The 26,479-nt window shown below is 68.5% G+C and carries 29 protein-coding genes; 5 read left to right on the plus strand and 24 right to left on the minus strand.

From position 1 onward, the window contains the following. Window positions 1-52 precede the first annotated feature (52 nt). The 8 genes from C6I20_RS13865 to C6I20_RS13900 form a co-directional block, all read right to left on the minus strand. A complete protein-coding gene (locus tag C6I20_RS13865) occupies window positions 53-1,435 on the minus strand; it encodes a DEAD/DEAH box helicase (RefSeq protein ID WP_162891335.1) in 1,383 nt (460 codons plus the stop codon). Window positions 1,436-1,613: 178 nt separating this feature from the next. Next, complete coding sequence (locus C6I20_RS13870) at window positions 1,614-1,892, minus strand: GNAT family N-acetyltransferase (protein WP_118396819.1); 279 nt, start codon at window positions 1,890-1,892, stop codon at window positions 1,614-1,616. Window positions 1,893-1,906: 14 nt separating this feature from the next. Continuing rightward, window positions 1,907-2,125 carry an SCO4848 family membrane protein gene (locus C6I20_RS13875; protein WP_118396822.1) on the minus strand — a complete coding sequence of 73 codons (219 nt, stop codon included), beginning with the start codon at window positions 2,123-2,125 and terminating at the stop codon, window positions 1,907-1,909. Window positions 2,126-2,189: 64 nt separating this feature from the next. Continuing rightward, complete coding sequence (gene purQ / locus C6I20_RS13880) at window positions 2,190-2,861, minus strand: phosphoribosylformylglycinamidine synthase subunit PurQ (RefSeq protein WP_118396825.1); 672 nt, start codon at window positions 2,859-2,861, stop codon at window positions 2,190-2,192. Continuing rightward, window positions 2,858-3,118 (minus strand): phosphoribosylformylglycinamidine synthase subunit PurS, encoded by a 261-nt coding sequence (purS, locus tag C6I20_RS13885; RefSeq protein ID WP_118396828.1) that lies wholly within the window; start codon window positions 3,116-3,118, stop codon window positions 2,858-2,860. Before purS ends, purQ begins: the two co-directional genes overlap by 4 nt. Window positions 3,119-3,269: 151 nt before the next feature. Beyond that, entirely contained in the window at window positions 3,270-4,826 is a 1,557-nt protein-coding gene (locus tag C6I20_RS13890) for a long-chain fatty acid--CoA ligase (RefSeq protein ID WP_118396831.1), read from the minus strand. A gap of 83 nt (window positions 4,827-4,909) precedes the next feature. Continuing rightward, a complete protein-coding gene (locus C6I20_RS17175) occupies window positions 4,910-5,596 on the minus strand; it encodes a hypothetical protein (protein WP_162891336.1) in 687 nt (228 codons plus the stop codon). 66 nt (window positions 5,597-5,662) lie between these two features. After that, window positions 5,663-6,211, minus strand: a complete 549-nt coding sequence (locus tag C6I20_RS13900; protein ID WP_254052145.1) for an RNA polymerase sigma factor — start codon at window positions 6,209-6,211, stop codon at window positions 5,663-5,665. 22 nt (window positions 6,212-6,233) lie between these two features. Here C6I20_RS13900 and C6I20_RS13905 point away from each other — a divergent pair, with 22 nt between their 5' ends. Next, window positions 6,234-7,142, plus strand: a complete 909-nt coding sequence (locus C6I20_RS13905) for a serine/threonine-protein kinase (protein WP_216822897.1) — start codon at window positions 6,234-6,236, stop codon at window positions 7,140-7,142. 10 nt (window positions 7,143-7,152) lie between these two features. Here the strand turns inward: C6I20_RS13905 and C6I20_RS13910 are convergent, their stop codons facing one another. The 6 genes from C6I20_RS13910 to C6I20_RS13935 all read right to left on the minus strand — a co-directional run bounded on the left by C6I20_RS13910 (window position 7,153) and on the right by C6I20_RS13935 (window position 13,127). Next, window positions 7,153-8,016: a phosphoribosylaminoimidazolesuccinocarboxamide synthase gene (locus C6I20_RS13910; RefSeq protein ID WP_118396833.1), complete on the minus strand. Its 864-nt coding sequence runs from the start codon at window positions 8,014-8,016 to the stop codon at window positions 7,153-7,155. 26 nt (window positions 8,017-8,042) lie between these two features. Continuing rightward, window positions 8,043-8,414, minus strand: coding sequence for a DUF3592 domain-containing protein (locus C6I20_RS13915; protein WP_118396836.1), 372 nt, complete (start codon window positions 8,412-8,414; stop codon window positions 8,043-8,045). A gap of 38 nt (window positions 8,415-8,452) precedes the next feature. Then, a complete protein-coding gene (gene purB / locus C6I20_RS13920; protein ID WP_118396839.1) occupies window positions 8,453-9,874 on the minus strand; it encodes an adenylosuccinate lyase in 1,422 nt (473 codons plus the stop codon). Next, a complete protein-coding gene (gene purD / locus C6I20_RS13925) occupies window positions 9,871-11,127 on the minus strand; it encodes a phosphoribosylamine--glycine ligase (protein WP_118396841.1) in 1,257 nt (418 codons plus the stop codon). The genes purB and purD overlap by 4 nt, the downstream gene beginning before the upstream one ends. 87 nt (window positions 11,128-11,214) lie before the next feature. Beyond that, entirely contained in the window at window positions 11,215-12,504 is a 1,290-nt protein-coding gene (locus tag C6I20_RS13930; RefSeq protein ID WP_118396844.1) for an adenylosuccinate synthase, read from the minus strand. Between the two features lie 89 nt (window positions 12,505-12,593). Then, on the minus strand, window positions 12,594-13,127 hold the full coding sequence (locus C6I20_RS13935; protein WP_118396847.1) for a CGNR zinc finger domain-containing protein: 534 nt from the start codon (window positions 13,125-13,127) through the stop codon (window positions 12,594-12,596). Window positions 13,128-13,165: 38 nt separating this feature from the next. Here C6I20_RS13935 and C6I20_RS13940 point away from each other — a divergent pair, with 38 nt between their 5' ends. Both C6I20_RS13940 and C6I20_RS13945 read left to right on the plus strand, forming a co-directional pair. Continuing rightward, on the plus strand, window positions 13,166-14,128 hold the full coding sequence (locus C6I20_RS13940) for a DMT family transporter (protein ID WP_118396850.1): 963 nt from the start codon (window positions 13,166-13,168) through the stop codon (window positions 14,126-14,128). Between the two features lie 11 nt (window positions 14,129-14,139). After that, window positions 14,140-15,030 (plus strand): diacylglycerol kinase family protein, encoded by an 891-nt coding sequence (locus tag C6I20_RS13945; protein WP_118396853.1) that lies wholly within the window; start codon window positions 14,140-14,142, stop codon window positions 15,028-15,030. Window positions 15,031-15,043: 13 nt separating this feature from the next. Here the strand turns inward: C6I20_RS13945 and C6I20_RS13950 are convergent, their stop codons facing one another. The 8 genes from C6I20_RS13950 to C6I20_RS13985 form a co-directional block, all read right to left on the minus strand. Continuing rightward, entirely contained in the window at window positions 15,044-15,457 is a 414-nt protein-coding gene (locus C6I20_RS13950) for a DUF3151 domain-containing protein (RefSeq protein WP_118396856.1), read from the minus strand. A gap of 129 nt (window positions 15,458-15,586) precedes the next feature. Beyond that, window positions 15,587-16,579 carry a type IV toxin-antitoxin system AbiEi family antitoxin domain-containing protein gene (locus tag C6I20_RS13955; RefSeq protein WP_118396859.1) on the minus strand — a complete coding sequence of 331 codons (993 nt, stop codon included), beginning with the start codon at window positions 16,577-16,579 and terminating at the stop codon, window positions 15,587-15,589. 175 nt (window positions 16,580-16,754) lie between these two features. Further along, window positions 16,755-17,774 (minus strand): class II fructose-bisphosphate aldolase, encoded by a 1,020-nt coding sequence (gene fbaA / locus C6I20_RS13960; protein ID WP_118396862.1) that lies wholly within the window; start codon window positions 17,772-17,774, stop codon window positions 16,755-16,757. Between the two features lie 68 nt (window positions 17,775-17,842). Beyond that, window positions 17,843-19,219, minus strand: coding sequence for an FAD-dependent oxidoreductase (locus C6I20_RS13965; RefSeq protein WP_118396865.1), 1,377 nt, complete (start codon window positions 19,217-19,219; stop codon window positions 17,843-17,845). A gap of 35 nt (window positions 19,220-19,254) precedes the next feature. Continuing rightward, window positions 19,255-19,875, minus strand: a complete 621-nt coding sequence (locus C6I20_RS13970) for a TrmH family RNA methyltransferase (protein ID WP_118396869.1) — start codon at window positions 19,873-19,875, stop codon at window positions 19,255-19,257. Continuing rightward, entirely contained in the window at window positions 19,872-20,528 is a 657-nt protein-coding gene (pyrE, locus tag C6I20_RS13975; protein ID WP_118396872.1) for an orotate phosphoribosyltransferase, read from the minus strand. Before pyrE ends, C6I20_RS13970 begins: the two co-directional genes overlap by 4 nt. 16 nt (window positions 20,529-20,544) lie before the next feature. Continuing rightward, entirely contained in the window at window positions 20,545-21,222 is a 678-nt protein-coding gene (locus C6I20_RS13980) for a sortase (protein ID WP_118396875.1), read from the minus strand. A 228-nt stretch (window positions 21,223-21,450) separates the two neighbouring features. Further along, window positions 21,451-22,617 carry an MFS transporter gene (locus C6I20_RS13985; protein ID WP_118396878.1) on the minus strand — a complete coding sequence of 389 codons (1,167 nt, stop codon included), beginning with the start codon at window positions 22,615-22,617 and terminating at the stop codon, window positions 21,451-21,453. Window positions 22,618-22,656: 39 nt separating this feature from the next. Between C6I20_RS13985 and C6I20_RS13990 the strand changes: the two genes are divergently transcribed. Continuing rightward, on the plus strand, window positions 22,657-23,823 hold the full coding sequence (locus C6I20_RS13990; RefSeq protein ID WP_118396881.1) for a pyridoxal phosphate-dependent aminotransferase: 1,167 nt from the start codon (window positions 22,657-22,659) through the stop codon (window positions 23,821-23,823). A gap of 39 nt (window positions 23,824-23,862) precedes the next feature. Here C6I20_RS13990 and C6I20_RS13995 read toward each other — a convergent pair whose 3' ends face one another. Then, window positions 23,863-24,366, minus strand: a complete 504-nt coding sequence (locus tag C6I20_RS13995; protein WP_118396884.1) for an Lrp/AsnC family transcriptional regulator — start codon at window positions 24,364-24,366, stop codon at window positions 23,863-23,865. Window positions 24,367-24,486: 120 nt separating this feature from the next. On the opposite strand from C6I20_RS13995, the gene hppD reads away from it, so the two are divergent. After that, on the plus strand, window positions 24,487-25,686 hold the full coding sequence (gene hppD, locus C6I20_RS14000; protein WP_118396887.1) for a 4-hydroxyphenylpyruvate dioxygenase: 1,200 nt from the start codon (window positions 24,487-24,489) through the stop codon (window positions 25,684-25,686). Window positions 25,687-25,937: 251 nt separating this feature from the next. On the opposite strand, the gene C6I20_RS14010 is transcribed toward hppD, so the two are convergent. Continuing rightward, window positions 25,938-26,375 (minus strand): Lrp/AsnC family transcriptional regulator, encoded by a 438-nt coding sequence (locus C6I20_RS14010; protein WP_118396892.1) that lies wholly within the window; start codon window positions 26,373-26,375, stop codon window positions 25,938-25,940. Window positions 26,376-26,479: the final 104 nt, after the last annotated feature.

Raw genomic sequence — 26,479 nt, forward strand, 5'->3', positions numbered from 1 at the left:
GGCGCCACCTCCGGGCGTACCGGAGATGACGCCGTATCAGTCTCGCGAGCTGTTACGAGGAGTAGACGCGGGTGGATCCGCCGGACCCGGTCGAGCCGCCACCGCCGCTGCGACGACGTCCGCCGCCACCGCCACGGTTGCCGCCACCGCCCTGCGGACGACCTCCACCGTTGCCGCGGAACCCGCCCTGCGGGCGTCCTCCGCCACGGCTCTGGCCGCCACCGCCGCCGGAGCTGCGTGCGCCCTGACGTACGGACGACGCGTGCGGCGCCTCGGTGCCTGCACCGGAGAGCGCCTCGGCAGTCATCGGCGACGGGGCCGTACGGGCGTCGTGGTGACGCGCCGTGACCCCGGCCTTGTGCTGGAGCTGGATGACGTCGCGCAGGGCCTCGGGTGTCGTCATCGTCACGACGGATCCGGACTCACCTGCACGAGCCGTGCGGCCCGAGCGGTGCTGGTAGGCCTTGTGCTCGGCCGGAGCGTCGTAGTGCACGACCAGGCCGATGCGGTCGACGTGGATGCCGCGCGCCGCGACGTCGGTGGCGACGATGACGCTGGCCCGGCCACTGCTGAACGCCTCGAGGTTGCGCTCACGGTGACGCTGCGAGAGGTCACCGTGCATGTCGACGGCTTCGATGCCATTTTGGGTCAGCTGCTTCGCGAGGCGCATCGCACCGCGACGCGTACGCGTGAAGACGATGCTGCGGGGGTTGGCCCGGAGCAGGTCGAACGCGGCCTTGGACTTCTCGGTCGCGGCACTGACGAGCACGTGGTGCTCCATCGTGTCGACGTGGCTGTCGGCCGAGTCGACCTCGTGCAGCACGTGCTGCGGCAGGTGACGCTTGACGAGCTTGTTGACATCACCGTCGAGCGTCGCCGACAGCAGCAGCCGCTGGCTCGACTCGGGCGTCCGGTTGAGGATCGCGTCGATCGGCTTGTAGAAGCCAAGGTCGCACAGGTGGTCGGCCTCGTCCAGCACCGTGATCTCGATGTCGTCGAGGGTCATGCAGCGACGGTCGAGCAGGTCTGTCAGGCGACCGGGAGTCGCGATGACGATGTCGACGCCGTTGCGCAGCGTGCTGATCTGCTTGTTGATCGGGACGCCTCCGTAGACCGTGGTCAGTCGCAGGCCCATCTTCTGTGCGAGCGGCTCCATGGCCGTGCGCACCTGGGTCGCGAGCTCGCGGGTCGGGAGCAGGATCAGGCCGCGGGGGGCCTTGGGACGGCTCGTGCGTCCGGCGAGCCGGACGAGGACCGGCAGGCCGAAGGCCAGGGTCTTGCCGGAGCCGGTGCGGGCCCGGCCCAGCACGTGGCGTCCCGCGAGCGCATCGGGGATCACCGCAAGCTGGACGGGGCTGGGGTTGACGATCTCCTGGCGCGCCAACGCGGATACCAGCGAGGCGGGGAGGTCGAGGGTGGAAAAGGTGGGCAGCACAGAGCTGCCTTCAGGCTTGGTCAAAGAACTCACAGACGATTCGGGAAAGAATGCCCGATATCCATTTCACGCGGATTCGCGCTACTTCGTCGGGCCGGAACAGCGCCGGACTGGCGCGTTCACGTATTCACATACTAACAGTCGGCCGACTCGCACGACGAATTGTGTGACGCCACTCTCAGGCGAGCAGATCGGCGTAGTCGGGGTGCTTCTGCACGAAGCGCGCGACGTAAGCGCACTCCGCGATGATCTTGTTGCCCTGCCTGCGTACGTCGTCCAGCGCGCCGGTCACGAGCTCAGCGGCCAGACCCTGGCCCTCGTGGCCGTCGAAGACCACGGTGTGCGGGAACGTCACGACCTCGCCGTCCTCGATCGCCTGGGTGAATCCGGCGAGGACTCCGTCGACGTGGATCTCGTAGCGCTGCTTGTCGGTGTTGTGCACGATCTGGTTGCTCATGGTGACGTCAACGCTCAGGTGAGGGTGAGGATTCCGAGCGTGCCGACCGCGAGGGCCAGCACGAGGGAGATCGCGATGAGGATCGTGTGCACCCGCAGGAAGGTCGTCGGGGCGCCGGCGGCATCCCGTGAGCGCTCGTCCTTGCGAACCCGCTTGAGGAAGGGCGGCCAGATGACGAAGTTCCAGATCGCGGTGACGAGCAGCACGAGCGACCAGGCGACGGGGAGATCCATGCTCCCGATTGTTCCGCAGGACGCCCACGGGAGTGCGAGCAGGTCGCCCGGCCTGGCCGCGACCTCAGGCCGAGGTGAGGATTCCGAGCGCCGAGGTGAACAGCGCCAGGCCGTCTGTGCCGGGGCCGGTCAGGTCCTCGACAGCATGCTCGGGGTGCGGCATGAGGCCCACGACGTTGCCGCGCTCGTTGGTGATGCCGGCGATGTCGCGCAGCGATCCGTTGGGGTTGACGTCGACGTAGCGGAACACGACGCGACCCTCACCCTCGAGTCGGTCGAGCGTCTCGTGGTCGGCGACGAAGCCGCCCTCACCGTTCTTGAGCGGCACGACGATCTCGTCACCGACGGACAGGTCGCCGGTCCACGCCGTCGAGGCGTTCTCGACCTTGAGCTTCTGATCGCGGCAGATGAAGGTGCGGTGGTCGTTGCGGATCAGGGCGCCCGGGAGCAGGTGCGACTCGCACAGGATCTGGAAGCCGTTGCAGATGCCCAGCACAGGCATGCCACCCTGCGCTGCCGCGACGACCTCGGTCATGACCGGCGCGAAGCGTGCGATGGCACCGCAGCGCAGGTAGTCACCGTAGGAGAATCCGCCTGGCAGAATGACCGCGTCGACGCCTCGCAGGTCGTGATCACCGTGCCACAGAGCGACCGGTTCACCGCCCGCGATGCGAACGGCCCGCTGCGCGTCGAGGTCGTCGAGCGAGCCCGGGAACGTGACGACGCCGATCTTCACGCGTCGGCTCCGGCCGAGTCCTCGACCCGCAGGGTGTAGTCCTCGATCACGGGGTTGGACAGCAGCTTTTCGGCGAGCTGGTGGATCTCCGCCAACGTCGTCTCGTCGGCGGTCGCGACCTCGAGCTCGAAGCGCTTGCCCTGACGGACGTCGGTGACGGCGTTGAAGCCGAGCCGCGGCAGGGCGCCGTGGACGGCCTTGCCCTGCGGGTCGAGAATCTCCGGCTTGGGCATGACATCGACGATGACGCGGGCCACGGGTGCTCCTTGGGTGGTCGGTGTCGCCAGTCTATCGGTGGGCCGCCTGCACCCGAACCGGCCCCCGCCCCGCCCCCGGGCGGTGGGTGGCTCGGCTTTCCGACGTCGGAAAGCCGAGCCTCGCACCGCTCGGCCGGGGTAGACCGGACTGTCAGCTCAGCTCGCGCTTGAGGATCTTGCCGGTGCTCGTCATGGGCAGCTCGTCGAGGAACTCGACGGTGCGCGGGTACTTGTACGCCGCGAACTGCTCCTTGCCCCACGCGACCAGATCGGCCTCGGTGACGTCGTCGTGATCCTTGTTCTTGACGACGACGGCCTTGATCTCCTCACCGTGCGACTCGTGCGGGACGCCGATCACGGCGACCAGCGAGACCGCGGGGTGCTCCATCAGGATCTCTTCGATCTCGCGCGGGTAGACGTTGAACCCGCCGCGGATGATCATGTCCTTGGACCGGTCGACGATGTAGTAGAAGCCGTCCTCATCCTTCTTGGCCAGGTCGCCCGAACGGAACCAGTCGTCGCGGATCGCCTCGGCGGTCGCCTCGGGGCGGTCGTAGTAGCCCTTCATGATGTTGTGGCCCTTGATCGCGATCTCACCGACCGCGTCGGGTCCGTCGGGCACATCGGTCCAGTCGTCGTTGATGAGCTTCATCTCGACGCCGGGGATCGGCACACCGATCGAGCCGACGCGAGGCTCCTCGCCGAACTTCGAGAACGACGCCACCGGCGAGGTCTCCGACAGTCCGTAGCCCTCGAGGATCGTGACGCCGAAGCGCTCCTTGAACTGTCGGTGGATGTCGACCGGGAGGGCCGAGCCGCCGGCCGCGGCGACCCGAAGGTTGGCCGCGAGCTTCTGCACGTCGACGCTGTCGTCGAGCGCACCCAGCAGGCCCCAGTACATCGTCGGGACGCCCGCGAAGAACGTCACGTCGTTGGCCAGCATGAGCCCCAGCGCTGCTGTGGCCTCGAAGCGCGGCAGCATCACGACGGTGCCACCGAACGCGATCGAGCCGTTCTGGATCACGGTCTGCCCGAACGAGTGGAACAACGGCAGGACGCACAGATAGGTGTCGGGACGCTCGGCGTCGGCGCCGAACAGGTCGGCACCAGCCAGCGCGTTGTCGCGCATGTTGCGGTGCCGCAGCTCGGCGCCCTTGGGCTGCCCCGTCGTGCCGGAGGTGTAGAGGATCACCGCGGTGTCATCGTCATCGCGGTCGACCGTCTGGAACGTCGGCGGCTGCTGCGCGACGAGCGGGCCGTAGAACTCCGGCGGTTCCATCGGCTCGGGCTGCTGCGAGTCGAGCTTGATCAGGAAGAACTCGGTGCACGACTCGGTCGCCTCGAAGCCCTCCCAGGCCGCATCACCGATCGGCAGGTCAGGAGTGCCCTCGAACGCGAAGTAGGCCTTCGCGTCGGAGTCGGCCAGGTGGTAGGCCACCTCGCGGGGCTTGAGCAGCACGTTGAGCGGGACGACCGTCGCGCCGGCCTTGAGGATGCCGTAATAGATGATCGTGAAGTACGGGAGATTCGGGCACGACAGAGCGACCTTGTCGCCGGGCTGGATGCCGCGGGACACCAGCAGGTTGGCGACCTGGTTGGCGGCGCCGTTGACCTGCGCGTACGACAGGCGGGTGTCACCGAAGACGATCGCCGTCCGCTCCGGGTAGGCGGCGGTGGACTGCTCGAGCATGGCGGCGAGATTGGCCACGGGGGTCTCCTCGGGTACGTGACGGGTCTCTCACCCTACCGCCAGCATCCGGCCACCGCGGGGCGACGGCTCGCGCTGCCGGCTCAGCAGCCGTCCCGCATGACATCGGGCTTGGCGCCCCGGGTGACCTCGATGAACGTGACCTTGTCGTTCGCCGAGATCTCGCCCGGTGCGGGATTGAACAGGAAGCCGATCCACCCGCCGCCCTCGCTGACGAACAGGCCGGTCTGACCGTAGCCCGCCTCCTGCGGATCGACGTCGCCGAGCACGCCCTGCACGGTCTCGTACGTGCTCCCGACGCCCAGCCCCGAACGCGTGCGCGGACCGGCCTTGTGGATGCCGATCGAGAAGACCGATCCGTCGTCACGCGTCAGGATGTCGAGCGCATCCCGGTAGGGCACCTTCCAGACCAGGTCGTCGACGCCCTCACAGACCGCGGACGTCACGTCGGCCTTGAAGTAGCCCGTCGCGTACGCCTCCTGCTTGCTCATGCCGACACGGACCGGTCCGACCGCGCCGGCCACGATTCGCAGTGAGGTCACGGGCACCAGTGGCAAGGCGGCGGGAGTCGACGGCTTCGTCGAGGCTCCTCCCTCGGAGGCTGTCGGGGTGGCCGGCGAGCTGGTCGTCATCGTCATCTGCGGCGTGGTGACCGTCGCCACGGCCTTCGTCTCGGGATCGGACCCGGAGAGCTGACGCGCCACGAGTCCGGTGCCGACACCGCCGACCATGCTGACGGCCAGGATGCCGGCCGCGACCTGTTGCTTCATGGGTTTCTCCTCACTGTGGGCGCTCCCCGTGGAGTGCCTTCCATCAGGAGAGATGCCGCGCAGGCCTCAGAAGTTGTCGACATATACGCCCAATCTTCCACGGACGAACGCGCGTGCGGTGTGGATCCGCGCCTTCACGGTCCCCAGCGGCGCACCGGTCAGCGCGGCGATCTCCTCGTACGGCAGTGCCGCGACGTCCCGCAGAACGAATGCCTCGGCCGCAGCAGGATGGGCCTGTTCGAGCGCTTCGATCGCATCCAGCAGGTCGAGCCGGCTTCCGGCGATGACGCTCGTCGTCCGCGGGTCCGGTGTCGCCGACAGCTCGTCGTCGGACCGTTCGGCGAAGCGTCGCTTCAAGGTGCGGTAGGTCTGGCGCGCCGAGTTGGACGCGATGACCGTGACCCACCCCATGAAGGAGCCCCGACCCGTGTAGTCGTGCAGGTGGGTCGCGATCGCCAGCAGGGCGTCCTGCGATGCTTCCTCCGCGTCGTGCACGTGCGGCAGGAGCCGGGCGCACCGGCGGAGCACCTGCGGACGGATCGCCGTGAGGAGCTCGTCGAGGGCGCGCGGATCGCCCGAGCGCGCCCGGTCGACCAGTTCCGCGTCCACGTGCATGGCATCGACCATACTGATTCCGATGAGACAGATCGGGCGATATCGCTTGGACGAGGTCGAGGGATTCGGTGCCTTCGCCACGGTGTGGCGCGGTTTCGACCTGGAGCTCGAGATCCCGGTGGCTGTCAAGGTGCTCGCCGAGAACTGGGCACACCACGCCGACGTCCGCGAGCGCTTCCTGGCCGAGGCCCGCCTGCTGCGCCGCCTGCACGATCCACGTGTCGTTCGCGTTCACGACGTCGGCACCCACGACGACCGGCCGTTCTTCGTCATGGACTTCGTGCCCGGCGGCACCCTCGCCGGGCGGGTCAAGCCGCCCGTGTCGACCGAGCGCGCCCTGCAGCTCGCGATCGACTCGGCCCGCGCAGTGCAGGTGCTGCACGAGGCGGGTGTCCTGCACCGCGACATCAAGCCGTCCAACCTGCTCGTGGGTGACGCCGAGCAGGTCCTTGTCGCCGATCTCGGCAGTGCCAAGCGACTCGCCGAGGCCAGCGGGGTCACCGTCACGACCGGCACCCCGGCCTACATGGCACCCGAGCAGGCGCGGGGCAACCCGATCGACGCACGCTCCGACGTCTACTCGCTGGGCGCCGTCGCGTACGAGCTGCTCGCCGGGCACCCGCCGTACGACGTCGGAGACCCCGGCTCGTTGCTGAGCCGGACGGTCGACAGCCGACCCGCTCCGCTGGCCGTGTCCCGCGGTCTCCCGCGCACCCTCGACCACGTCTTGGCGTCGGCCCTCGCCACGCGACCGCAGGACCGGCCTGCTTCGGCCGAGGCGTTCGCCGACGCCCTCGAGCACGTCGTCGCGGGCTCCCGAGTGCACAACCTGACCCGGGTGCGGCGGGAGGTCGCGCCCGCGCTCGCGATCACGTTGGCATTGCTGGTGTTCGGCTTGTCTGCGGCCCTGACCTGGTGGGCCCTGCGCTGAGGCCGAGCGATCAGAAGGACTCGCCGGTCAACTGCTCATATGCCTGGACGTAGCGCTCACGGGTGCGGTCGACGACCTCTGCCGGCAACGACGGCGGCTGCCGGTTGCCTGCCCGGTCCCAGCCGCTCTCGGTCGAGATCAGCCAGTTGCGCACATACTGCTTGTCGTACGAGGGCTGAGCCCGGCCCAGCTGGTAGGAGTCAGCGGGCCAGAAGCGCGATGAGTCGGGGGTCAGGACCTCGTCGCCCAGGACGACGGTGCCGTCCGGTCGGGTGCCGAACTCGAGCTTGGTGTCGGCCAGGATGATGCCGCGAGAGCGAGCGATCTCCTCGGCGCGGGCGTAGATCCGCAGCGTCAGGTCGCGCAGCGTCTCGGCACTCTCGGCGCCGATCGTCGCGGTCACCTGCTCGAACGAGACGTTCTCGTCGTGCTCGCCCATCTCGGCCTTGGTCGCGGGGGGGAAGATCGGCTCGGGCAGGCGCGAGCCGTCCACGAGCCCTGCGGGCAGCGGAACCCCGCACACCTCGCCGTTCGCGTCGTAGTCGATCAGGCCCGAACCCGTCAGGTAGCCGCGCGCGACGCACTCGACGGGAAACATCTGGAGCTTCTCGACGATCAGCGCCCGACCACGGACACGTTCGGGCACCGACGTCGACACGACGTGGTTCGGCACGATGTCGGACAGCTGGTCGAACCACCACAGCGACATGCGGGTCAGGATCTCGCCCTTGTCGGGAATGCCGGGCGTCAGGACGAAGTCGAACGCTGAGATGCGGTCAGACGCGACCATCAGGAGGTTGCCGCCATCGACCTCATAGAGGTCGCGCACCTTCCCCGAGTGCAGGTGGCGGGCTCCGGGGATGTCAAGTGGCACGCGCCCAGCCTAGTGGGGTGCCGCGGTCAGACGAACGCCACCGCCGCGAGCGCGCCCAGCACGAGTGCGACTGCGCCGGTCACGAACAACGTGCGCACGAGGTCCGCCGCCGCCCGGTCGACCGAAGCCAGGCGGGCGCGCGACGAGTCGTGGGGATCGAGCAGGACATCGACCTCACCATCTGGCACCTCGACTCCCGGGGGCACCTGCAACCGAAGGCGCCGGCCGCCCTGCCCGGCGTACTCGACCCGCCGTGAGCCGCCGACATCGAGCACCGTGCCGGTGACGCGGACCCAGTCGTGCGGCAGGAGCTTCAGTGCCTGCCGACGACGCACGGCCCACGCAAGCAGGACCACACCGCCGACCAGGAGGACGACCGGGACGAAGGAGAGGGACACGTCCTCCAGCGTAGGTCGCCCACCCGGTCAACGTCGGGTCAAAGGATCGAGCCCGGCGCGTATGCCGCTGCCTGCGGGTTGGCCGCAACGAGCTCCTCGACCCGCGCCACGACTGCGCGGACCTGGCTGACCGCGGCACCCGTGAAGTCGATCGGCGACGCAACCAGCGTGGCCAGGTCGGACTCCGACAGACCGAGCCGCTCGTCGGCCGCGAGCCGGGCGAACAGGTCGTTGTCGGCAGCGCCCTTCTCGCGCATCTCCAGGGCCACCGCGACGGCATGCTGCTTGACCGCTTCGTACGCCGTCTCACGGCCGACCCCGTGGCGCACCGACGCCATCAGGACCTTGGTCGTGGCGAGGAACGGGAGGTAGCGATCGAGCTCACGCTGGATCACGGCCGGGAACGTCCCGAACTCGTCGAGCACCGTCAGGAAGGTCTCGAACAGGCCGTCGGCGGCGTAGAACGCGTCCGGCAGGGCGACGCGGCGGACCACCGAGCACGAGACGTCGCCCTCGTTCCACTGATCGCCGGCGAGCTCACCGATCATCGAGACGTAGCCCCGCAGGATCACCGCGAGTCCGTTGACCCGCTCGCACGACCTCGTGTTCATCTTGTGCGGCATCGCGCTCGAGCCGACCTGGCCGGGGCGGAAGCCCTCCGTGACGATCTCGTTGCCGGCCATCAACCGGATCGTGGTCGCCAGGTTGGACGGCGCGGATGCCAGCTGCACCAGTGCCGTGACGACGTCGTAGTCCAACGATCGCGGATAGACCTGACCGACGCTGGTCAGGACCTTGTCGAAGCCGAGGTGCCGCGCGACGCGCTGCTCGAGCTCGGCGAGCTTGGCCTCGTCGCCACCCAGCAGGTCGAGCTGGTCCTGGCTCGTCCCGACCGGACCCTTGATGCCGCGCAACGGGTAACGGGCGATCAGGTCGTCGAGCCGGTCGACCGCCACCATGAGCTCGTCAGCGACCGAGGCGAAGCGCTTGCCGAGGGTCGTCGCCTGGGCCGCGACATTGTGGCTGCGACCGGCCATCACGAGCTCAGCGTGCTCGGTCGCGAGCCGCGCGAGACGGGCGAGGGTCGCGAGCGCGCGATCGCGTACGACCTCGAGGGACGCCCGGATCTGCAGCTGCTCGACATTCTCGGTCAGGTCACGGGAGGTCATGCCCTTGTGGATGTGCTCGGTGCCGGCGAGTGCGGCGAACTCCTCGATGCGTGCCTTGACATCGTGCCGGGTGACCTTCTCGCGCTCGGCGATCGAGCCGAGGTCGACCCGGTCGATGACCGACTCGTACGACTCGATGACGCCATCGGGCGTCTCGACCCCGAGGTCCTTCTGCGCCTTGAGGACGGCGATCCAGAGTCGCCGTTCGAGCACGATCTTGTGCTCGGGCGACCAGATGCGGGCAACCTCCGGCGAGGCATAGCGGCTGGCGAGGACGTTGGGTGTGGTCACGACTCCATTGTCCCTTGCTCGGCCGCGAGGGCGATGTCGGTCCGGTGGTGGGAGCCGCGGATGTCGATCAGGTCGACGCCGGCGTACGCCCGACGGCGCGCCTCGGCCAGGTCGTCGCCGATCGCGGTCACCGACAGGATCCGCCCGCCTGCACTCACCAGCTGCCCGTCCTGGACCGCCGTGCCGGCGTGGATGACGTCGACTCCGTCGAGCTCCGCGACCTGGTCCAGGCCACCGATCGGGTCACCCTTGCGGGGCGCCTCCGGATAGCCGTCGGCAGCGACGACGACCGTGACGGAGGACGCCTTCGACCACTGCGGCAGGCCGACCTCGGCGAGCTCACCCGTGGCGGCTCCGAGCAGCAGGGCCGACAGCGGCGTGCGGAGCAGCGCCAGGATCGACTGCGTCTCAGGATCGCCGAATCGCGCGTTGAACTCGATGACCCGCACGCCACGGCTGGTGAGCGCCAGACCCGCGTAGAGCAGACCCTGGAACGGTGTGCCGCGCCTGGCCATCTCCTTGACCGTCGGCACCAGCACCCGGCGGGAGACCTCCGCGACGAGGTCGGCGGGGGCCCAGCTCAGCGGTGTGTACGCGCCCATTCCGCCGGTGTTGGGGCCTTCGTCGTCGTCGTAGGCACGTTTGAAGTCCTGTGCCGGCTGGAGCGGCAGCACCGTCTCGCCGTCGGTGATCGCGAAGAGGGAGACCTCAGGGCCATCGAGGAACTCCTCGATCACGACGGTGCCGCACTGCGCGGCGTGATCGATTGCGGCCTGCCGGTCATCCGTCACGACGACACCCTTGCCGGCCGCCAGCGCATCGTCCTTGACGACGTACGGCGGGCCGAACGCGTCGAGCGCGTCGATGACCTGCTCGGCGGTCTCGCACACGTGGGCCATCGCGGTCGGGACTTCGGCGGCGGCCATGACCTGCTTGGCGAACGCCTTGGAACCCTCGAGCTGGGCCGCCTCGGGGGACGGCCCGAAACAGGCGATGCCGGCGGCCCGCACGTCGTCGGCGACTCCCGCGACGAGTGGCGCCTCGGGTCCGATCACGACGAGGTCGGCGCCGATCGCGGTGGCCAGGGCTGCCACCGCGGGCCCGTCCATCGGGTCGACTTCATGCAGGGTCGCGACCTCGGCGATACCGGGATTGCCCGGGGCCGCGTGGACCTCGGTGACCTGCGGGTCTCTGGACAGCGCGAGGGCCAGGGCGTGCTCGCGGCCGCCGGTGCCGATGACGAGTGTCTTCACGGAGGTCGAGCCTATCGGCACGCCGGGTGCGCCCCACCCTGCGGCGGGGCGCTCACCTGACGGCCGCGCGAGGAATGCCCACTCTGCTCAGAGCAGGGCGTGACGCTCGATCGACTGCTCGCGGTCCGGTCCGACGCCGATCGTCGAGATCCGTGCACCCGAGATCTTCTCGAGCGCCAACACGTACTCCTGGGCCGTCTTCGGCAGGTCCTCGAACGTCCGCGCGCCGGAGATGTCCTCGGTCCAGCCCGGGAAGTACTCGTAGATCGGCTTGGCGTGGTGGAAGCCGGTTTGCGTCATCGGCATCTCGTCGACCCGCTCGCCGTCGACGTCGTACGCGACACACACCGGGATCTGGTCCCAGCCGGTCAGCACGTCGAGCTTGGTGAGGACGAAGTCCGTGACGCCGTTGATGCGTGCGGCGTAGCGCGCGATCGGGGCGTCGTACCAGCCGCAGCGCCGGGGGCGACCCGTCGTGGTGCCGAACTCGGCGCCGTTCTTGCGCAACCGCGCTCCGTCGCCGTCCTCGTCGAACAGCTCGGTCGGGAACGGGCCCTCGCCGACGCGCGTCGCGTAGGCCTTGACGATGCCGATCACGCGAGTGATCTCGGTCGGCGCAATGCCTGATCCGGTGCACGCACCACCCGTCGTCGCGGACGACGAGGTCACGAACGGGTAGGTGCCGTGGTCGACATCCAGCAGCGTCGCCTGGCCAGCCTCCAGCAGGACGGTCTTGCCCTTGCCCAGCGCCTCGTGCAGCAGCAGCGGGGTGTCGGCGACCATCGGCGCGAGTCGATCGACGTACGACAGCAGCTCCTCGACGATCTCGTCGACCTCGACCGCGCGGCGGTTGTAGACCTTGGTCAGGACCTGGTTCTTGAGCTCGAGCGCGCCTTCGACCTTCTGGCGCAGGATCTTCTCGTCGAACAGGTCCTGGATGCGGATGCCCAGCCGGTTCATCTTGTCGGCATACGTCGGGCCGATGCCGCGCCCCGTCGTGCCGATCTTGCGGCTGCCGAGGAACCGCTCGGCGACCTTGTCCAGCGTGCGGTTGTAGTCGGCAATGACGTGCGCATTGGCGCTGACCACGAGCTTGGACGTGTCGATCCCGCGCTCCTCGAGCCCGTCGATCTCCTCGAACAGGACCTTGAGGTCGACCACGACGCCGTTGCCGATCACCGGGACGCAGCCCGGGCTCAGGATGCCGCTGGGCAACAGGTGCAGCGCGTACTTCTGGTCGCCGATGACGACGGTGTGGCCGGCGTTGTTGCCGCCGTTGAACTTGACCACATAGTCGACCCGGCTGCCCAGGATGTCGGTGGCCTTGCCTTTGCCTTCGTCGCCCCACTGGGCTCCGACGATGACGACTGCGGGCATGGATGGCACCCCTCACACATGCGACAAGCCCCGTTCTTGCGGGGCTCTTACCACGGCAGTCTAGGGCATTCGGCCAGAATCGGCGGCCTTCAGGTGGCCTGGCGAGCCCGATAGGCGGCGACCGCGGCCCGATTGCCGCAGGCCGTGCTGCAGAAGCGGCGGGACCGGTTGCGGGACAGGTCCAGCACGAGTCCGCCGCAGTCGGCGTCGGCGCAGACACCCAGTCGGGACAACTCGTCGGTGCGGATCACGTCGATCATCGCCATGGCTGTCTCGACCGCGATCCGGGCGTGCAGCGGCTCGTCGGTGCCGATCGCGTGCACGTGCCAGTCCGTCTCCCCGTGGCGCACCAGCTGGGGCAGCGCGCGGGCGTCGGACAACATCCGGTTGACGATCGGCACGGCATCGTCGCGTGAGCTCAGGAGCAGGGTCCGCAACGTCGAGCGCAGCCCACGCATGGACTGGAGCTCGGCGTCGTCGCCCGCCAACCGTCCGGTGTAGCCCTGACCGTCGAAGAATGCGGCGAGGTCGGCGGTCGTGGTCATGGTGTCCGGATGCTCCGCCGAGTTGACGAGTATCACGGCGGCCTGCAGATCCATCGCCGTGTCATGAGTGAAGACCATGTTGACACCTTACACCGTTCCTCGTACTGTCACTTGTCATGATGACAATGACTCATGACGTCGAGGCGACGGCCCGCTCCCGCGTGCCACAGGGTCTGGCCTTCGCGGCACTGTCAGCGATCTCTTTCGGCCTCTCCGGCGCCCTCGCCAAGGGTCTGCTCGAGGCCGGCTGGACTCCCGCCGCAGCGGTGACGCTACGCATCGTGATTGCCGCCGTCGTCCTGCTGGTTCCCGCCACGATCGCGCTGCGGGGGCGGTGGGCTCTGCTGCGCGACAACGCCAGGCTGGTCGTGTCGTACGGAGTCGTCGCTGTTGCGGGGTGCCAGTTCGCGTACTTCAACGCCGTCGACCACATGCAGGTCGGAGTGGCCCTGCTGATCGAGTACACCGCGCCCGTTGCGGTCATCGGCTGGCTGTGGTTTCGCCATCACCAGCGTCCCGGGCGGCTGACGGTGCTCGGCGCGGTGGTCGCCGCGGTCGGACTGGTGCTGGTCCTGGAGCTGGTGTCCGGGGCGAGCGTCAGCCTGGTGGGTGTGCTCTGGGCTCTCGGCGCGATGGTCGGCGTCGCGGCGTACTTCGTGATGTCGGCGGACGAGGACAACGGGCTGCCGGGACTGGTCCTCGCGGCGGGCGGCCTCGTGGTCGCCGCGATCGTCCTGCTCCTGGCCGCGCTGCTCGGGATCGTGCCGTGGGCCGCGCCCCGGACCTCGGTGTCGTTCGTCGACACGACCGTCCCGTGGTGGGTTCCGGTGCTCGCGCTGGGCGTCGTGACGGCCGCGCTGGCGTACGTCACGGGCATCGCAGCAACTCGCCGCCTCGGCTCCCGACTCGCCTCGTTCGTCGCGCTCAACGAGGTGCTGGCCGCGCTCGTGTTCGCCTGGTTGCTGCTTGGCGAGCTGCCCGGCGGCATCCAAGTCGTCGGCGGCCTGCTGATCCTCGCCGGCGTCGTGGTCGTCAAGCTCGGCGAGCCAGAGATCGCGGCCACACCCGGATCGCCCTAGGCTGACGCCTCATGACATCACTCCTCGCGATCGCAAACGCCGATGCCGGCACAGCGGACGACGACGCGATCAGCCAGACCGTCGAGGCGATGGCGCGCCGCCACGACGTCGAGCTCGTGACGACGTCGACGCCCGACGACCTGGTCGCGGCGTTGCGGGCACATCCGACGATCGACGGTGTCGTCGTGCTGGGCGGTGACGGCAGCCTGCACGCCGTCGTCGAGGCGCTGCGCACCGAGGGACGACTGGGCGATGTCGTGGTGGGACTCGTGCCGCTGGGCACGGGGAACGACTTCGCCGCGACCCTCGGGCTGCCCGACGACGGCGTCAAGGCCGCTGAAGTCATCGCCGTGGGACGCACCCGCCCGATCGACCTGATCATCGACGCCGATGATCACGTCGTCGTCAACGCCGCCCACATCGGGATCGGCGCCGAGGCCGCACGGGCGGCCCGGCCGTGGAAAAAGCTGCTCGGCCCGGTCGGCTATGTCATCGGCGCCGTCATCACGGGCGCGCGCGGGCTGACCCAACCCGGGGCACGGCTTGAGATCACGATCGACGGCACGACCCTGGACCGCACAGAGCCCATCATCCAGGTGGCAGTAGGCAACGGCCGGTTCGTGGGCGGCGGCGCTCCGCTGCTCCCACAGGCCGATCCGTCCGACGGGGAGCTCGACCTTGCCGTGTCGTACACCGAGTCACCGCGGCGCCGCATCGCGTACGCCCGGAGCGTCCGACGCGGCGACCATCACCGCCGGGACGATGTGGTCTACATGCGCGGCACCCAGGTCACCGTGCGGGGCGACGAGCTGGCGTGCACCAGCGACGGCGAGCTCAGCCCACCAGCCGCCGAGCACGCCTGGCGGATCGAGCCGGGCGCGCTGACGATGTACGTGCCCTAGTCGTTCGGGGCGGTCAGGCCTTCGGGGCGACGAGCTCTTCGTACGCCTCGGGGCTCGACTCGTGCAGGAACTCGCGGCAGCGGTGCGCCTCACCGTCGTCGCCGAACCGTTCGGAGGCGTCGGCGAGGGCGACCAGCGCACGCAGGAAGGCGCGGTTGGGCTCGTGGTTCCACGGCAGCGGACCGTGCCCCTTCCAGCCGTTGCGTCGCAACAGGTCCAGCGACCGGTGGTAGCCGGTGCGGGCGAAGGCGTAGCCCTCCAGGTCCTTGCCGTCGGCCAGCGCCAGCTCCGACAGCACGATCCACGCGAGTGCCGAGTCGGGGTGGCTTGCGGCGACGTTCTGCGGCGAGTCACCAGCGTCCAGCGACGCGGCCCCAGGATCTTCGGGCAGCAGGGTTGCGGGCGGTTCACCGAACAAGTTGGTCATGTCCGCACCCTACGGCCCGGCCGCAACCGGATCCCGCACCCACCTGGACGGTTTACCAGGAGATCCGGGTAAACCGCCATCTCTCGAGGCAAATTTGCCCGGCGCGGCGGCGCCTTGCCCGGAGAAGTGTCAAACAGCCAGCGGGATGTGGGTCGCGTTGCGGGCGTACAGGCGCTTCGAACGCTCAAGGCCGCGGTGGATGTCCCGGGCAGTGGACTGGCGGCGGTCGGGGTTGAGCCCTTCCCACGTCCATCGGGACATGCCGAGCATCAGGGAGCGGACGAGGTCCTCGCGCTTCTTCTCGTCGGTCACGGCGCGCCCAAGATCATCACGGTAGGGGTTGAGGCGCCCGTACTTGAACAACCCGTCAAACTCACCGGTGTGCCGGTGGAGCAGCCAGGCAAAGTCTGTCCGCGCGACTACTCGGCCGTCCTCCGTGCGGACAACGACCTGGAGCTCCGGTCGGGGGATGCCTTCGCGCCAGAACATGTGGAGCGACCGGGACTCGCCGACCGACTCGCAGCGGCTGTCGGCCAGCCGGATGGCCAACCGGGCATGGCGGCCACCTGGCCACCGCTCGAGCCGCTCGCCGACCTCGACCAGCTCCTCGCGAGTGCAGTGACGGTCGTGTAGCACCGCGCTCATCGTGACCATCCCGGACTCGGTCGGTGCGATGCAGGCGGTCTCGAAGGCAGCGCGCGCCGGCGCCACGATCAACCGGCCGCCGATCTCGACGAGGTCCGCGTCACGAACATGCCCGACGTGAAACACCACACCCGCTTCCCGCCGCCCGTGGACACCATTGAGCTGGGTGACGTGAACCGTCTTGAGGTCCAGGCCGAACGAGTGACCGCTGTGGACCAACGCCGCCGAGTGGTGACTCAGCGCCACACCCGGACCGAGCTTGTCGGCTACCGAGTACGCGACGAGGACATGCCGCTCCTCGGGGCTGAGCGGCGCGACGAGCGCGGAGGGCGCGTAGGTGCCATGCCTCAACCGGGCCAGCCGACCCGCTCGAACCGCGGCACGGATCTGCGGATCTCCGAAGCCGCACGCGATCAGGTCGTGGCGGAAGAAGTAGCCACCGCGTTGTACGGCGAGGGCCAAAAAGACGTCGTCCATGCCTCGACCCTCGTACGAACGACTCTGCGTCGGTGACCTTCGCCGCCGCGCTGTGGACAGCGCTGTCGGCCACCCGGCGTGTGGACGGAGGAACTCCACCGGGTGAGCCTCCACTCATCCGGGTGAATTCACCCGGATGAGTGGGGTTTACCAGGATCTCCTGGTAAACCGTGGGTCAGAGACGGGTGCCGGCACTCCGCAGCGCGGCGCAGGCCTCGGCGACGCGGGTCGCCATCCCGGCCTCGCCGGCCTTGCCCCAGGCCCGCGGGTCATACGCCTTCTTGTTGCCGACCTCGCCGTCGACCTTGAGGACACCGTCGTAGTTCGCGAACATGTGCCCGACGACGGGTCGGGTGAAGGCGTACTGCGTGTCGGTGTCGACGTTCATCTTGACGACGCCGTAGTCGACCGCGGCCGAGATCTCCTCGGGCAGCGAGCCCGATCCGCCGTGGAACACCAGGTCGAACGGGGCGTCCTTGCCGTACTTCGCGGCGACGGCCTGCTGTGCGGCCTGCAGGATCTCTGGGCGCAGCGTGACGTTGCCCGGCTTGTAGACACCGTGCACGTTGCCGAAGGTCAGCGCCGTCAGGTAGCGGCCCTTCTCACCCAGGCCCAACGCTGCGGCGGTCGCGAGCGCGTCCTCGGGTGTCGTGTAGAGGTGCTCCCCCATGCCGCCCTCGACACCGTCCTCCTCGCCACCCACGATGCCGATCTCGACCTCGAGGATGATGTTCGCGGCGACGCAGCGGGCCAGCAGGTCCTGCGCGATCTCGAGGTTCTCCTCCAGCGGTACCGCCGAGCCGTCCCACATGTGCGACTGGAAGTACGGCAGCCCGCCACCCTTGACCCGCTCCTCCGACGCCGCGATCAGCGGACGGACGAAGCCGTCGAGCTTGTCCTTGGGGCAGTGATCGGTGTGCAGAGCGACGTTGACGGGGTACTTCTTGGCGACCTCCTGGGCGAAGGCCGCAAACGCCAGCGAGCCGGACACCATGTCCTTGACCGTCGGGCCGGAAAGGTATTCCGCGCCACCGGTCGACACCTGGATGATGCCGTCGCTCTCGGCCTCGGCAAACCCGGCGAGCGCGGCATTGAGCGTCTGCGAGGACGAGACGTTGATGGCCGGATAGGCGAACGACTCGCTCTTGGCCTTGTCGAGCATCGCGGCGTAGACCTCGGGTGTGGCGACGGGCATGCAGTTCTCCTGGAATGGCTGGCGGGGGTGGCAGAGCCAGTATCCCAGTCCGTTCGGCTATTGGCGAGTCACCCTCGCAGCGCCTTGACCATCGCGCGCGCAGCAACTTGGATCGGGCTCCAGACCGAGGAGAACGGCGGAGCGTACGCCAGGTCGAGCATCACGACGTCGTCGACGGCCAGCCCCGCGGCGAGCGCCGTGGCCGCGACGTCGATGCGCAACGCAGCGTCCTCGGCCCCGACGATCTGGGCGCCCAGCAGCCGGCGTGTCGAGCGGTCGGCAACCATCACGACGGTCATCGTGCCCGCACCCGGCATGTAGCCGGCAAAGTTGGTGGTCTCGACGTGCACCATCACGGGGTCGAAGCCGGCGTCGCGGGCCTGTTGCTCCCCCAGGCCGGTCCGCGAGATCTCCAACGAGCAGAACTTCGTGATCGCGGTCTGCACGACCCCGGGGAAGGTCAGCGAGGGCTCACGGTCCAAGAGGTCCGCGCTCAGGCTGTCCGCCGCGACCATGCCCTGCTTGTTTGCGTGAGTGCCCAACGGCAGGTGGATCTGCTCCCCCGTGACGCGATCCTTCGACACCACGCAGTCTCCGGCCGCCCACATCTCGGGAAACCCGATGACGCGCTGGTGCTCGTCGACGACGATCCCACCCTTGACCCCGAGCGGTAGTCCGGCCTGCGCCGCGAGCGCCGAGCGGGCCGTCACGCCGAGGCCGAGCACGACCAGGTCGGCCGCGAGCGTTCCACCGTCGGTCATGACCCCTTCCACCTGGCCCGAGGCATCGAGGGCGAACCCCGTCACATTGGTGCCGACCCGCAGGGTGATGCCCCGGCCGCGCATCGCCTCGGCAATCTGGGTGCCGAGCAGGGGCTCGACGATGGCTAGAGGCGCCGAGCCGCGTTCGACCACCGTCGTGTCGAAGCCGCGGATCACGCACGCCTCCGCGATCTCGAGCCCGACGTACCCGGAGCCGACCACCACGACGCTCCCCGGGCCCGCCGCAAGGCCGTCGATCAGGGCCTGCCCGTCGTCCAGGGTCTGCACGCCGTAGATGCCGGTGCCGTCGATACCGGGAAGCGCCGGGCGTACGGGCTCTGCCCCGGTCGCAATGACCAGGCGGTCGTACGTCAGGACGTCGACCGATCCGTCGGGGTCACGGAAGGTGACCGTACGACGTGCCGGGTCGATCGCGGTCGCTTCGACACCGAGCCTCAGGTCGATGCCGTTCGCGACGTGCTCAGCGGCGGTGCGCGCGACGAGATCCTGCGGCTCGGCGACCTCCCCCGCAATCCAGTAGGGGATGCCGCACGCGGAGTACGAGGTCCACCCCCCCCGCTCGAGGACCACGACCTCGTCACCTTCTGGCAACGTCCGGCGGAGTGTGGCGGCGGCCGTCATGCCGGCCGCGTCACCACCGATGATGACCACGCGGGAGCTCATGCCGACGAGCCTAGAGGGCATGCGCCAACCGCGGATCAGAGCTCGGCGTGCTGACGGATCCAGGCGTGCATCGCGATCGCTGCCGCGGCGCCCGCGTTGATCGACCGGGTCGAGCCGAACTGTGCGATCGAGAGAGTCCGTTCGCACGCGGCGCGCGCCTCGTCCGAGAGCCCCGGCCCTTCCTGACCGAACACCAGCACGCATGCCCCGGGCAGGTCGGCGGTCTCGATCGGGGTGGAGTCCGCGACGTTGTCGATGCCGATCACAGCCAGTCGCGCCTCCCCGGCCCACGCGGCGAAGTCCTCGACCGATCCGTGGTGCCGGACGTGCTGGTAGCGGTCGGTGACCATCGCGCCGCGCCGGTTCCACCGCCGCCGCCCCACGATGTGCACCTCGGCGGCGGCGAAGGCGTTCGCGGTCCGCACGATCGAGCCGATGTTGAAGTCGTGCTGCCAGTTCTCGATCGCGACGTGGAACCCGTGGCGACGCAGGTCGAGGTCGGCGACGATCGCCTCCAGGCGCCAGTAGCGGTAGCGGTCGACCACGTTGCGGCGGTCTCCGTCGCGCAGCAACTCATGGTCATAGCGCTCCTCAGCGGGCCACTCGCCGTCCCACGGACCGACCCCGACCTCGGCCACGATCTCGGGCTCGGTCATGCCGGCGCGGTCGCGATCCCGAACTCGTCACGGTAGGCCCGGATCGAGTCCAGGTGCTCGGCGTGCTGGCCGGACTCCTGGACGTATTCGATGATCTGCCCGAAGTCGATGATCGAGAGAACTGGTACGCCGAAGTCGCGTTCGACCTCCTGGATCGCCGAGAGCTCCCCGCGGCCCCGCTCCTGCCGATCCAGGGCGACCAGGATGCCTGCCACCTGTGCGCCCTCGGCCTTCACGATCTCCATGACCTCACGGATCGCGGTGCCGGCAGTGATGACGTCGTCCACGACGAGGACCCGCCCGGCCAGCGGAGCGCCGACGATCAGACCACCCTCGCCGTGGTCCTTGGGCTCCTTGCGGTTGAAGCACCACGGCACGTCCCGGCCGAGCTGCTCGGAGAGCTGGACCGCCGTCGCCGACGCAATCGGGATGCCCTTGTACGCCGGGCCGAGCAGCACGTCGAACGCGATCTCGCTCCGATCGATCGCCGCTGCGTACGACCGGCCCAGGGCAGCGAGTCGCCCGCCGGTGTTGAACAGGCCCGCGTTGAAGAAATACGGTGAGGTCCGGCCCGACTTCAGGGTGAACTCCCCGAACCGGAGCACCTCGTGGTCGAGGGCGAACTCGATGAACTCACGCTGGTAGTCGTGCATGCGCCCAGCGTAGGGCTCAGTCGGTCTCGACCGGACGGGGCTTGCTCTTGTCGATCGTCTCGACCAGATCGCCAATCACGATGTTGCGGTTGTTGGTGTGGAACAGCTCCGAGCAGGTCAGCATCGTGATGACGGCCCGGTCCGGCTTCTTGTTGCGCGCGTCCGGGTCGGGGACCCGCCACAGCGGCCAGGACACCGAGAAGTCGACCTTGATCGAGGTGCCGGAGTTGCGCAGCTGGTAGGTGTAGATGTGCGTGCGGGTCTCGACCTCGACTTTGTCGCCGCGCTTGAGCTTGGGGAACTTGCTGAACGGCTCGCCGTGGGTCACCCGGTGGCCGGCGATCGCGAAGTTCCCGATCTCGCCGGGCTTGGCGCTCTTGGTGTCCCAGCCGACGCCCCGTGCCAACGCCTCGTCGTCGAAGCCCTTCACGATCGGCACCTCGAACTTGTCGCCGAACCGCTTGACCCGCAGGAGTCCTATCGCGTCGCTGTCGATGCCCTTGCCCCAGTCGACGGCAAGGCTCTGCTTGATCTCGGACTGCTTGTGCTTCGAGACGACGTTGGTGCCGTAGTACTGCCAGCCGAAGTAGACCAGAAGTCCGAGCCCGGCCAGGATCAGCGTCACGCCCACGCCGGTCGTGACCCGACGCCCTGCGCTCTTGGGAGGTCGCCCCGGGGCAAGCGTCGTCGTCATGCGGAGATTGTGTCATCCCCCGCCAGCCTGTGTGAGGCGGACAGTCTGACGCGAATTTACGGCGGATTCCGGGCTTCGGAATCTTCAAGAAACGGTCCACGTGAGTTGGACTGCCTGCGTATAGTTATGACCTCAGGGTCGATGTGCTTCACGCCGTCGGCGCCTGTTGTCGCCCCACCGTTTCACCCCCCGAGAACGGTGGGGCGACTTATGTCCCGAGCCGTTCCGTCACACCGCGTCGAGTGTGTCCGCGTCGGCCGTCCGGAACGAGCGGACGAAGAGCAGCACGAGCGGGATCAGCACCAGGGGAATCACGAACGCCCAGCGCAGGTGGTCCGACGAGGCCGCGGCCCCGATCAGCCCGCCGCCCAGGATCGCGCCGAGGTAGTTGGCGATGTTCATGCGGGCGATAGCGACGTCGAGGGACTCCGCCGGCACGGCACCGGCCAGTGCCGCGAAGGACAGCGGCGCGAGGATGGCCAGCCCGAGACCGACGACGAAGAAGCCGGCGATCGCGATGGCCGGGGTCGCTGCGGACACCACGACCGCGAGGCCGACGATGCCCGTGATCGTCCCGAATGCCACGACCATCGTCGCGCCGACCCGGCGCACCAGGTGGTCACCGCCGAACCGCGAGACCAGTGCGCCGGCCTCGTACGCGCCGTACGCCAGCGGCGCGACGCTCTTGGTCGAGTCGAGCGCATCCTCCAGGTAGACGCTGCTCCACGTCAGGATGCCGGTGTCGGCCGCATAGAACAGCAGGATCACGAGCCCGAACACCAGGATCGGACGCCACGGCAGGTCCAGTCCTTGCGCAGACAGACCCGGATCGTGCTCCTGTGCCTCGATGAAGTGCGGTGCCGCCAGCATGACCACGACCCACGTGACGATCGCGATGATGAGCAGTGAGAGCGCCAGGGGCAGATCGATCTTGGCTGCGCCTGCCGCGTACAACGCGCCGACGATACCGGCGACGGACCACATCCCGTGGAAGCTCGCCATGACGCTGCGACCGTACGCGTGCTGCACCCGCACGCCCTGCATGTTCATGCCGGCATCGACGGCGCCGACCCCCAGCCCGTAGACGACGAAGGCCGCGACAACCAGCGGCAGGCTCGGGGCCAGACCCACCAGGAGTGCGCCCAGGCCGATCGTCAGGAGGGCGAGCCGGAAGGCCGTCGCGCTGGTGCGGCGCTCGGCGACCATGCCGGCGAGGATGCTGCCGACGCCCGACAGCACGGCGACGAGCACGAGGATGCCGGTCAGGCCGCCGTCCCCGATGTCGAACTTGTCCTTGATCCGCGGCGCCTGGGTCACGATCGCGGCGAACACGAGCCCTTGCAGGAAGAAGCCGGCCGCCACTGCGATGCGGGTCCGCCGCAGGTCCGTCGTCACTGCGCCATCGTAGGGCTGGCGGGACTAGTGTCGATGGCAATGAAGACTTCCAGTGCCCGGATCGCCGGCCTCGGTACGACGATCTTTGCTGAGATGAGCGCCCTCGCCGTCCGGACCGGATCGATCAACCTCGGCCAGGGCTTCCCCGACACCGACGGCCCGACCGAGGTCATCGACCGCGCCGTCGACGCGTTGCGGAGCGGCCGCAACCAGTACGCACCGGGGACCGGAGTCCCTGAGCTCCGCCAGGCGATTGCCGCGCACCAGCAACGGTTCTACGGTCTGGCGGTGGACCCGGACACCGAGGTCGCCGTCACCACGGGTGCGACCGAGGCCATCGCGGCGATGCTGCTGGGACTGCTTGACGAGGGCGATGAGGTCATCGTGCTTGAGCCGTACTACGACTCGTACGTCGCGATGCTGCAGATGGCCGGGGCCGTCCGGCGGCCGGTGACGCTGCGTGCGCCGGGCTTCCGCCTGCCGATCGACGAGCTGCACGCGGCCGTCTCGCCGCGGACGACCGCGATTCTGCTCAACTCACCACACAACCCGACCGGGACGGTGCTGCGCCGCGACGAGCTCGAGGCCATCGCGGCGATCGCGATCGAGCACGACCTCGTGGTGATCAGCGACGAGGTCTACGAGCACCTGACCTTCGACGGCCTGCCGCACATCCCGATCGCGACGCTGCCGGGGATGGCCGAGCGGACGCTCACGATCTCCAGCGGCGGCAAGAGCTTTTCGTTCACAGGCTGGAAGATCGGCTGGGCCACAGGCCCGGCGGCCCTGATCCAGGCGCTGCTCGGCGCCAAACAGTTCATGACGTACACCTCGGGCTCACCCCTGCAGCCGGCGATCGCCCACGCCCTGGTGGCCGACGACTCGTACTTCGACGGGTTTCGCGCCCAGCTACAGTCCCAACGCGATCTGCTCTGCACAGGGCTCGCCGAGGTTGGCCTCGAGGTGTTCGTCCCCGAGGGCACGTACTTCGTGACGACCGACATCCGGCCGCTGGGCTTCGACGACGGTGTCGAGTTCTGCCGGATGCTGCCGGAGCGGGTCGGAGTCGTCGCGATCCCGCACCAGGTCTTCTACGACCACGTCGACGTCGGGCGACCGCTCGTACGCTGGGCGTTCTGCAAGCGTCCCGAGGTCATCGCCGAAGCCCTCACGCGGCTCGCTGGCCTCCGACCCCACGATTCGTGACCTTCTGCATCGTCTGGGGCCCGGACACGGTGCAGTCCGTCACAAATCTGGGGGACGACGGTAGTTGGGAGCCCGGCTGCTGCCGGCCAACGCACCCTTCCTGAGCATCGGATCGACGCGCGGCTTGACCAGCTCCGACAGCACGATCACGCTGGTCGACCTGGCGACCGATCCGGACCGGCTGATGTGCAGCAACGTCGTCTGGAGGTCCTCGTGCGAGGTCGCGGCGATCTTGCAGACGACGTCGGCATTGCCGCTGGTGACGTACGCCTCCAGGACGTTGGGCAAGGAGTCGAGCTCCGCGGTCACTGCCTCCAGCAGTCCCTGTGCGATCTCCAGCGTCACGAACGCCAGCACGGGGTGGCCCGCGGCGACGAGGTCGACGTCGGGGCCGTAGCCAGTGATGATCCCGGCCTGCTCCAGCTTGGCGAGCCGGGACTGCACCGTGGCCCGAGCGACCTGCGTGATGCGGGACAGCTCGAGGTCGCCGACCCGCGGATGCTCACGCATTGCCGTCATCAGCGCGACATCGAGCTGATCCATACGTCCTCCAGGTGCTCACATTGCTAAGTATTTTGTCGAAAGCCTCGGCTGATATGTCACATATGTGTACCAGATGCTGGTCCGCTTGCCCATCGTCACGAGATGCGTTGATGTGGGGTCATGACCCTCGACCTGACTGACGCCGAACGCCTTGCCGAGCTCGACCTCTCCCAGCTCAAGCAGCTGGTGGGACTCGTGGAGTACGACACCACGACCGACCCCTTCCCGGTCACCGGCTGGGACGCCGTCGTGTGGGCCGTCGGCAACGCGACCCAGTCCGCGCACTTCTACATGACGGCCTTCGGCATGGACCTCGTCGCCTACTCAGGCCCCGAGACCGGCAACCGCGACCACCACGCATACGTGCTCGAGAGCGGCGCCGTGCGCTTCGTCCTCAAGGGCGGCGTCGACCCGGACAGCGCCATCCTCGACCACCACCGCGCGCACGGCGACGGCATCATCGACATCGCCCTCGAAGTGCCCGACGTCGACACCTGCATCGATCACGCCCGGACCCAGGGCGCCACGATCCTCGAGGAGCCGCACGACGTCACCGATGAGCACGGCACCGTCCGCATCGCCTCGATCGCGGCCTACGGCGACACCCGCCACACGCTTGTCGACCGCAGCGCGTACACGGGCCACTACCTGCCCGGCTATGTCGAGCGGGCGTCTTCGCTGGTGCGCCCGGCGGACGCCCCCAAGCGCATCTTCCAGGCTCTGGATCACGTCGTCGGCAACGTCGAGCTCGGGCAGATGGACGAATGGGTCGACTTCTACAACCGGATCATGGGCTTCACCAACATGGCCGAGTTCGTCGGTGACGACATCGCGACGGAGTACAGCGCCCTGATGAGCAAGGTCGTCGCCAGCGGAAACCATCGGGTCAAGTTCCCGCTCAACGAGCCGGCCGTCGGCAAGCGCAAGTCCCAGATCGACGAATACCTGGAGTTCTACCGCGGCCCCGGCGCGCAGCACCTGGCCCTCGCGACCAACAACATCCTCGACACCGTCGACCGCCTCCGCGCGGCCGGCATCGACTTCCTCGACACCCCCGACTCGTACTACACCGACCCCGCGCTCCGCGAGCGGATCGGCGAGGTGCGGGTGCCGATCGAGGAGCTCCAGCAGCGCGGCATCCTGGTCGACCGCGACGAGGACGGCTACCTGCTGCAGATCTTCACCAAGCCGATCGGCGACCGGCCGACCGTGTTCTTCGAGCTGATCGAGCGACACGGATCGCTGGGCTTCGGCAAGGGCAACTTCCAGGCCCTCTTCGAGGCGATCGAGCGTGAGCAGGAGAAGCGCGGCAACTTCTGAGTCCTTGGGGTTGACGTTTCGCCCTCACGGGAGAGACTGACAGGGCAGGTGATCGACCCTCGTCGTGACCATCGGGTGGCGACATCGTTGTTCACCGCGAGGGTCCAGTCACGAGAGACGGTGGTCATGGTGTCGAACGAAGCAGCGGTCGTGACGATCCTGATCGAGATCTTGGCACTGCTGATCGCGTGGGGCATATACCCGTTGATCTTCGGCAACTCACCGCGCAACTGACCGCTCCGGCCCCGGCTTCACACTCGGGGACGGTCCAGCACGCGTGACATCACGATGACGCTGCGCGTCCGGTCCACGTTGCGGATCTCACGCATGCTCTCGACGGTCTTCTCGATCTCGGCCATGCTCGCGGCCATGACGTGCACCAAGGCATCCGCATCGCCCGACACCGTCCAGACACCGACGACCTGCGGGATCTGCTCGAGATCGTGCTTGAGGCGCTTGGTCGAGACGTTGCCCTGGTAGGACAGCTCGATGTAGGCCTCGGTCTCCCAGCCCAGCGATGCGGGGTCGATCACCGCGGTGAAACCGGCGATCTCCTTGCGAGCGATCATCTGGTCGACGCGACGCTTGACCGCGGGCGCGGACAGGCCGACCCGCTGGCCGATCTCCTGGTAGGTCGCGCGGCCGTCGCGCAACAGGTACGAAATGATCTCGCGGTTCACCGAGTCCATCCGCTCACCTTTCGATTCGTTAAGCAAGACCATCGATCATGCAATGAATCGCCTCATTCTTCACAACAGATAGCGATTGATTGCACTCTGATCCTCGCATACGT

It is taken from the genome of Aeromicrobium sp. A1-2 (genome assembly GCF_003443875.1).
In the GTDB taxonomy this organism is placed as follows: Bacteria; Actinomycetota; Actinomycetes; order Propionibacteriales; family Nocardioidaceae; genus Aeromicrobium.

Bases quoted from the DNA above. Each gene is read 5' to 3' on its own strand.
- C6I20_RS13870 (WP_118396819.1), bottom strand. From the start codon at position 1,892: ATGAGCAACCAGATCGTGCACAACACCGACAAGCAGCGCTACGAGATC.
- C6I20_RS13875 (WP_118396822.1), bottom strand. From the start codon at position 2,125: ATGGATCTCCCCGTCGCCTGGTCGCTCGTGCTGCTCGTCACCGCGATC.
- C6I20_RS17175 (WP_162891336.1), bottom strand. From the start codon at position 5,596: ATGAAGCAACAGGTCGCGGCCGGCATCCTGGCCGTCAGCATGGTCGGC.
- C6I20_RS13900 (WP_254052145.1), bottom strand. From the start codon at position 6,211: ATGCACGTGGACGCGGAACTGGTCGACCGGGCGCGCTCGGGCGATCCG.
- C6I20_RS13905 (WP_216822897.1), top strand. From the start codon at position 6,234: ATGAGACAGATCGGGCGATATCGCTTGGACGAGGTCGAGGGATTCGGT.
- C6I20_RS13930 (WP_118396844.1), bottom strand. From the start codon at position 12,504: ATGCCCGCAGTCGTCATCGTCGGAGCCCAGTGGGGCGACGAAGGCAAA.
- C6I20_RS13935 (WP_118396847.1), bottom strand. From the start codon at position 13,127: ATGGTCTTCACTCATGACACGGCGATGGATCTGCAGGCCGCCGTGATA.
- C6I20_RS13940 (WP_118396850.1), top strand. From the start codon at position 13,166: ATGATGACAATGACTCATGACGTCGAGGCGACGGCCCGCTCCCGCGTG.
- C6I20_RS13945 (WP_118396853.1), top strand. From the start codon at position 14,140: ATGACATCACTCCTCGCGATCGCAAACGCCGATGCCGGCACAGCGGAC.
- C6I20_RS13950 (WP_118396856.1), bottom strand. From the start codon at position 15,457: ATGACCAACTTGTTCGGTGAACCGCCCGCAACCCTGCTGCCCGAAGAT.
- C6I20_RS13955 (WP_118396859.1), bottom strand. From the start codon at position 16,579: ATGGACGACGTCTTTTTGGCCCTCGCCGTACAACGCGGTGGCTACTTC.
- fbaA (WP_118396862.1), bottom strand. From the start codon at position 17,774: ATGCCCGTCGCCACACCCGAGGTCTACGCCGCGATGCTCGACAAGGCC.
- C6I20_RS13965 (WP_118396865.1), bottom strand. From the start codon at position 19,219: ATGAGCTCCCGCGTGGTCATCATCGGTGGTGACGCGGCCGGCATGACG.
- C6I20_RS13970 (WP_118396869.1), bottom strand. From the start codon at position 19,875: ATGACCGAGCCCGAGATCGTGGCCGAGGTCGGGGTCGGTCCGTGGGAC.
- pyrE (WP_118396872.1), bottom strand. From the start codon at position 20,528: ATGCACGACTACCAGCGTGAGTTCATCGAGTTCGCCCTCGACCACGAG.
- C6I20_RS13980 (WP_118396875.1), bottom strand. From the start codon at position 21,222: ATGACGACGACGCTTGCCCCGGGGCGACCTCCCAAGAGCGCAGGGCGT.
- C6I20_RS13990 (WP_118396881.1), top strand. From the start codon at position 22,657: ATGAAGACTTCCAGTGCCCGGATCGCCGGCCTCGGTACGACGATCTTT.
- C6I20_RS13995 (WP_118396884.1), bottom strand. From the start codon at position 24,366: ATGGATCAGCTCGATGTCGCGCTGATGACGGCAATGCGTGAGCATCCG.
- hppD (WP_118396887.1), top strand. From the start codon at position 24,487: ATGACCCTCGACCTGACTGACGCCGAACGCCTTGCCGAGCTCGACCTC.
- C6I20_RS14010 (WP_118396892.1), bottom strand. From the start codon at position 26,375: ATGGACTCGGTGAACCGCGAGATCATTTCGTACCTGTTGCGCGACGGC.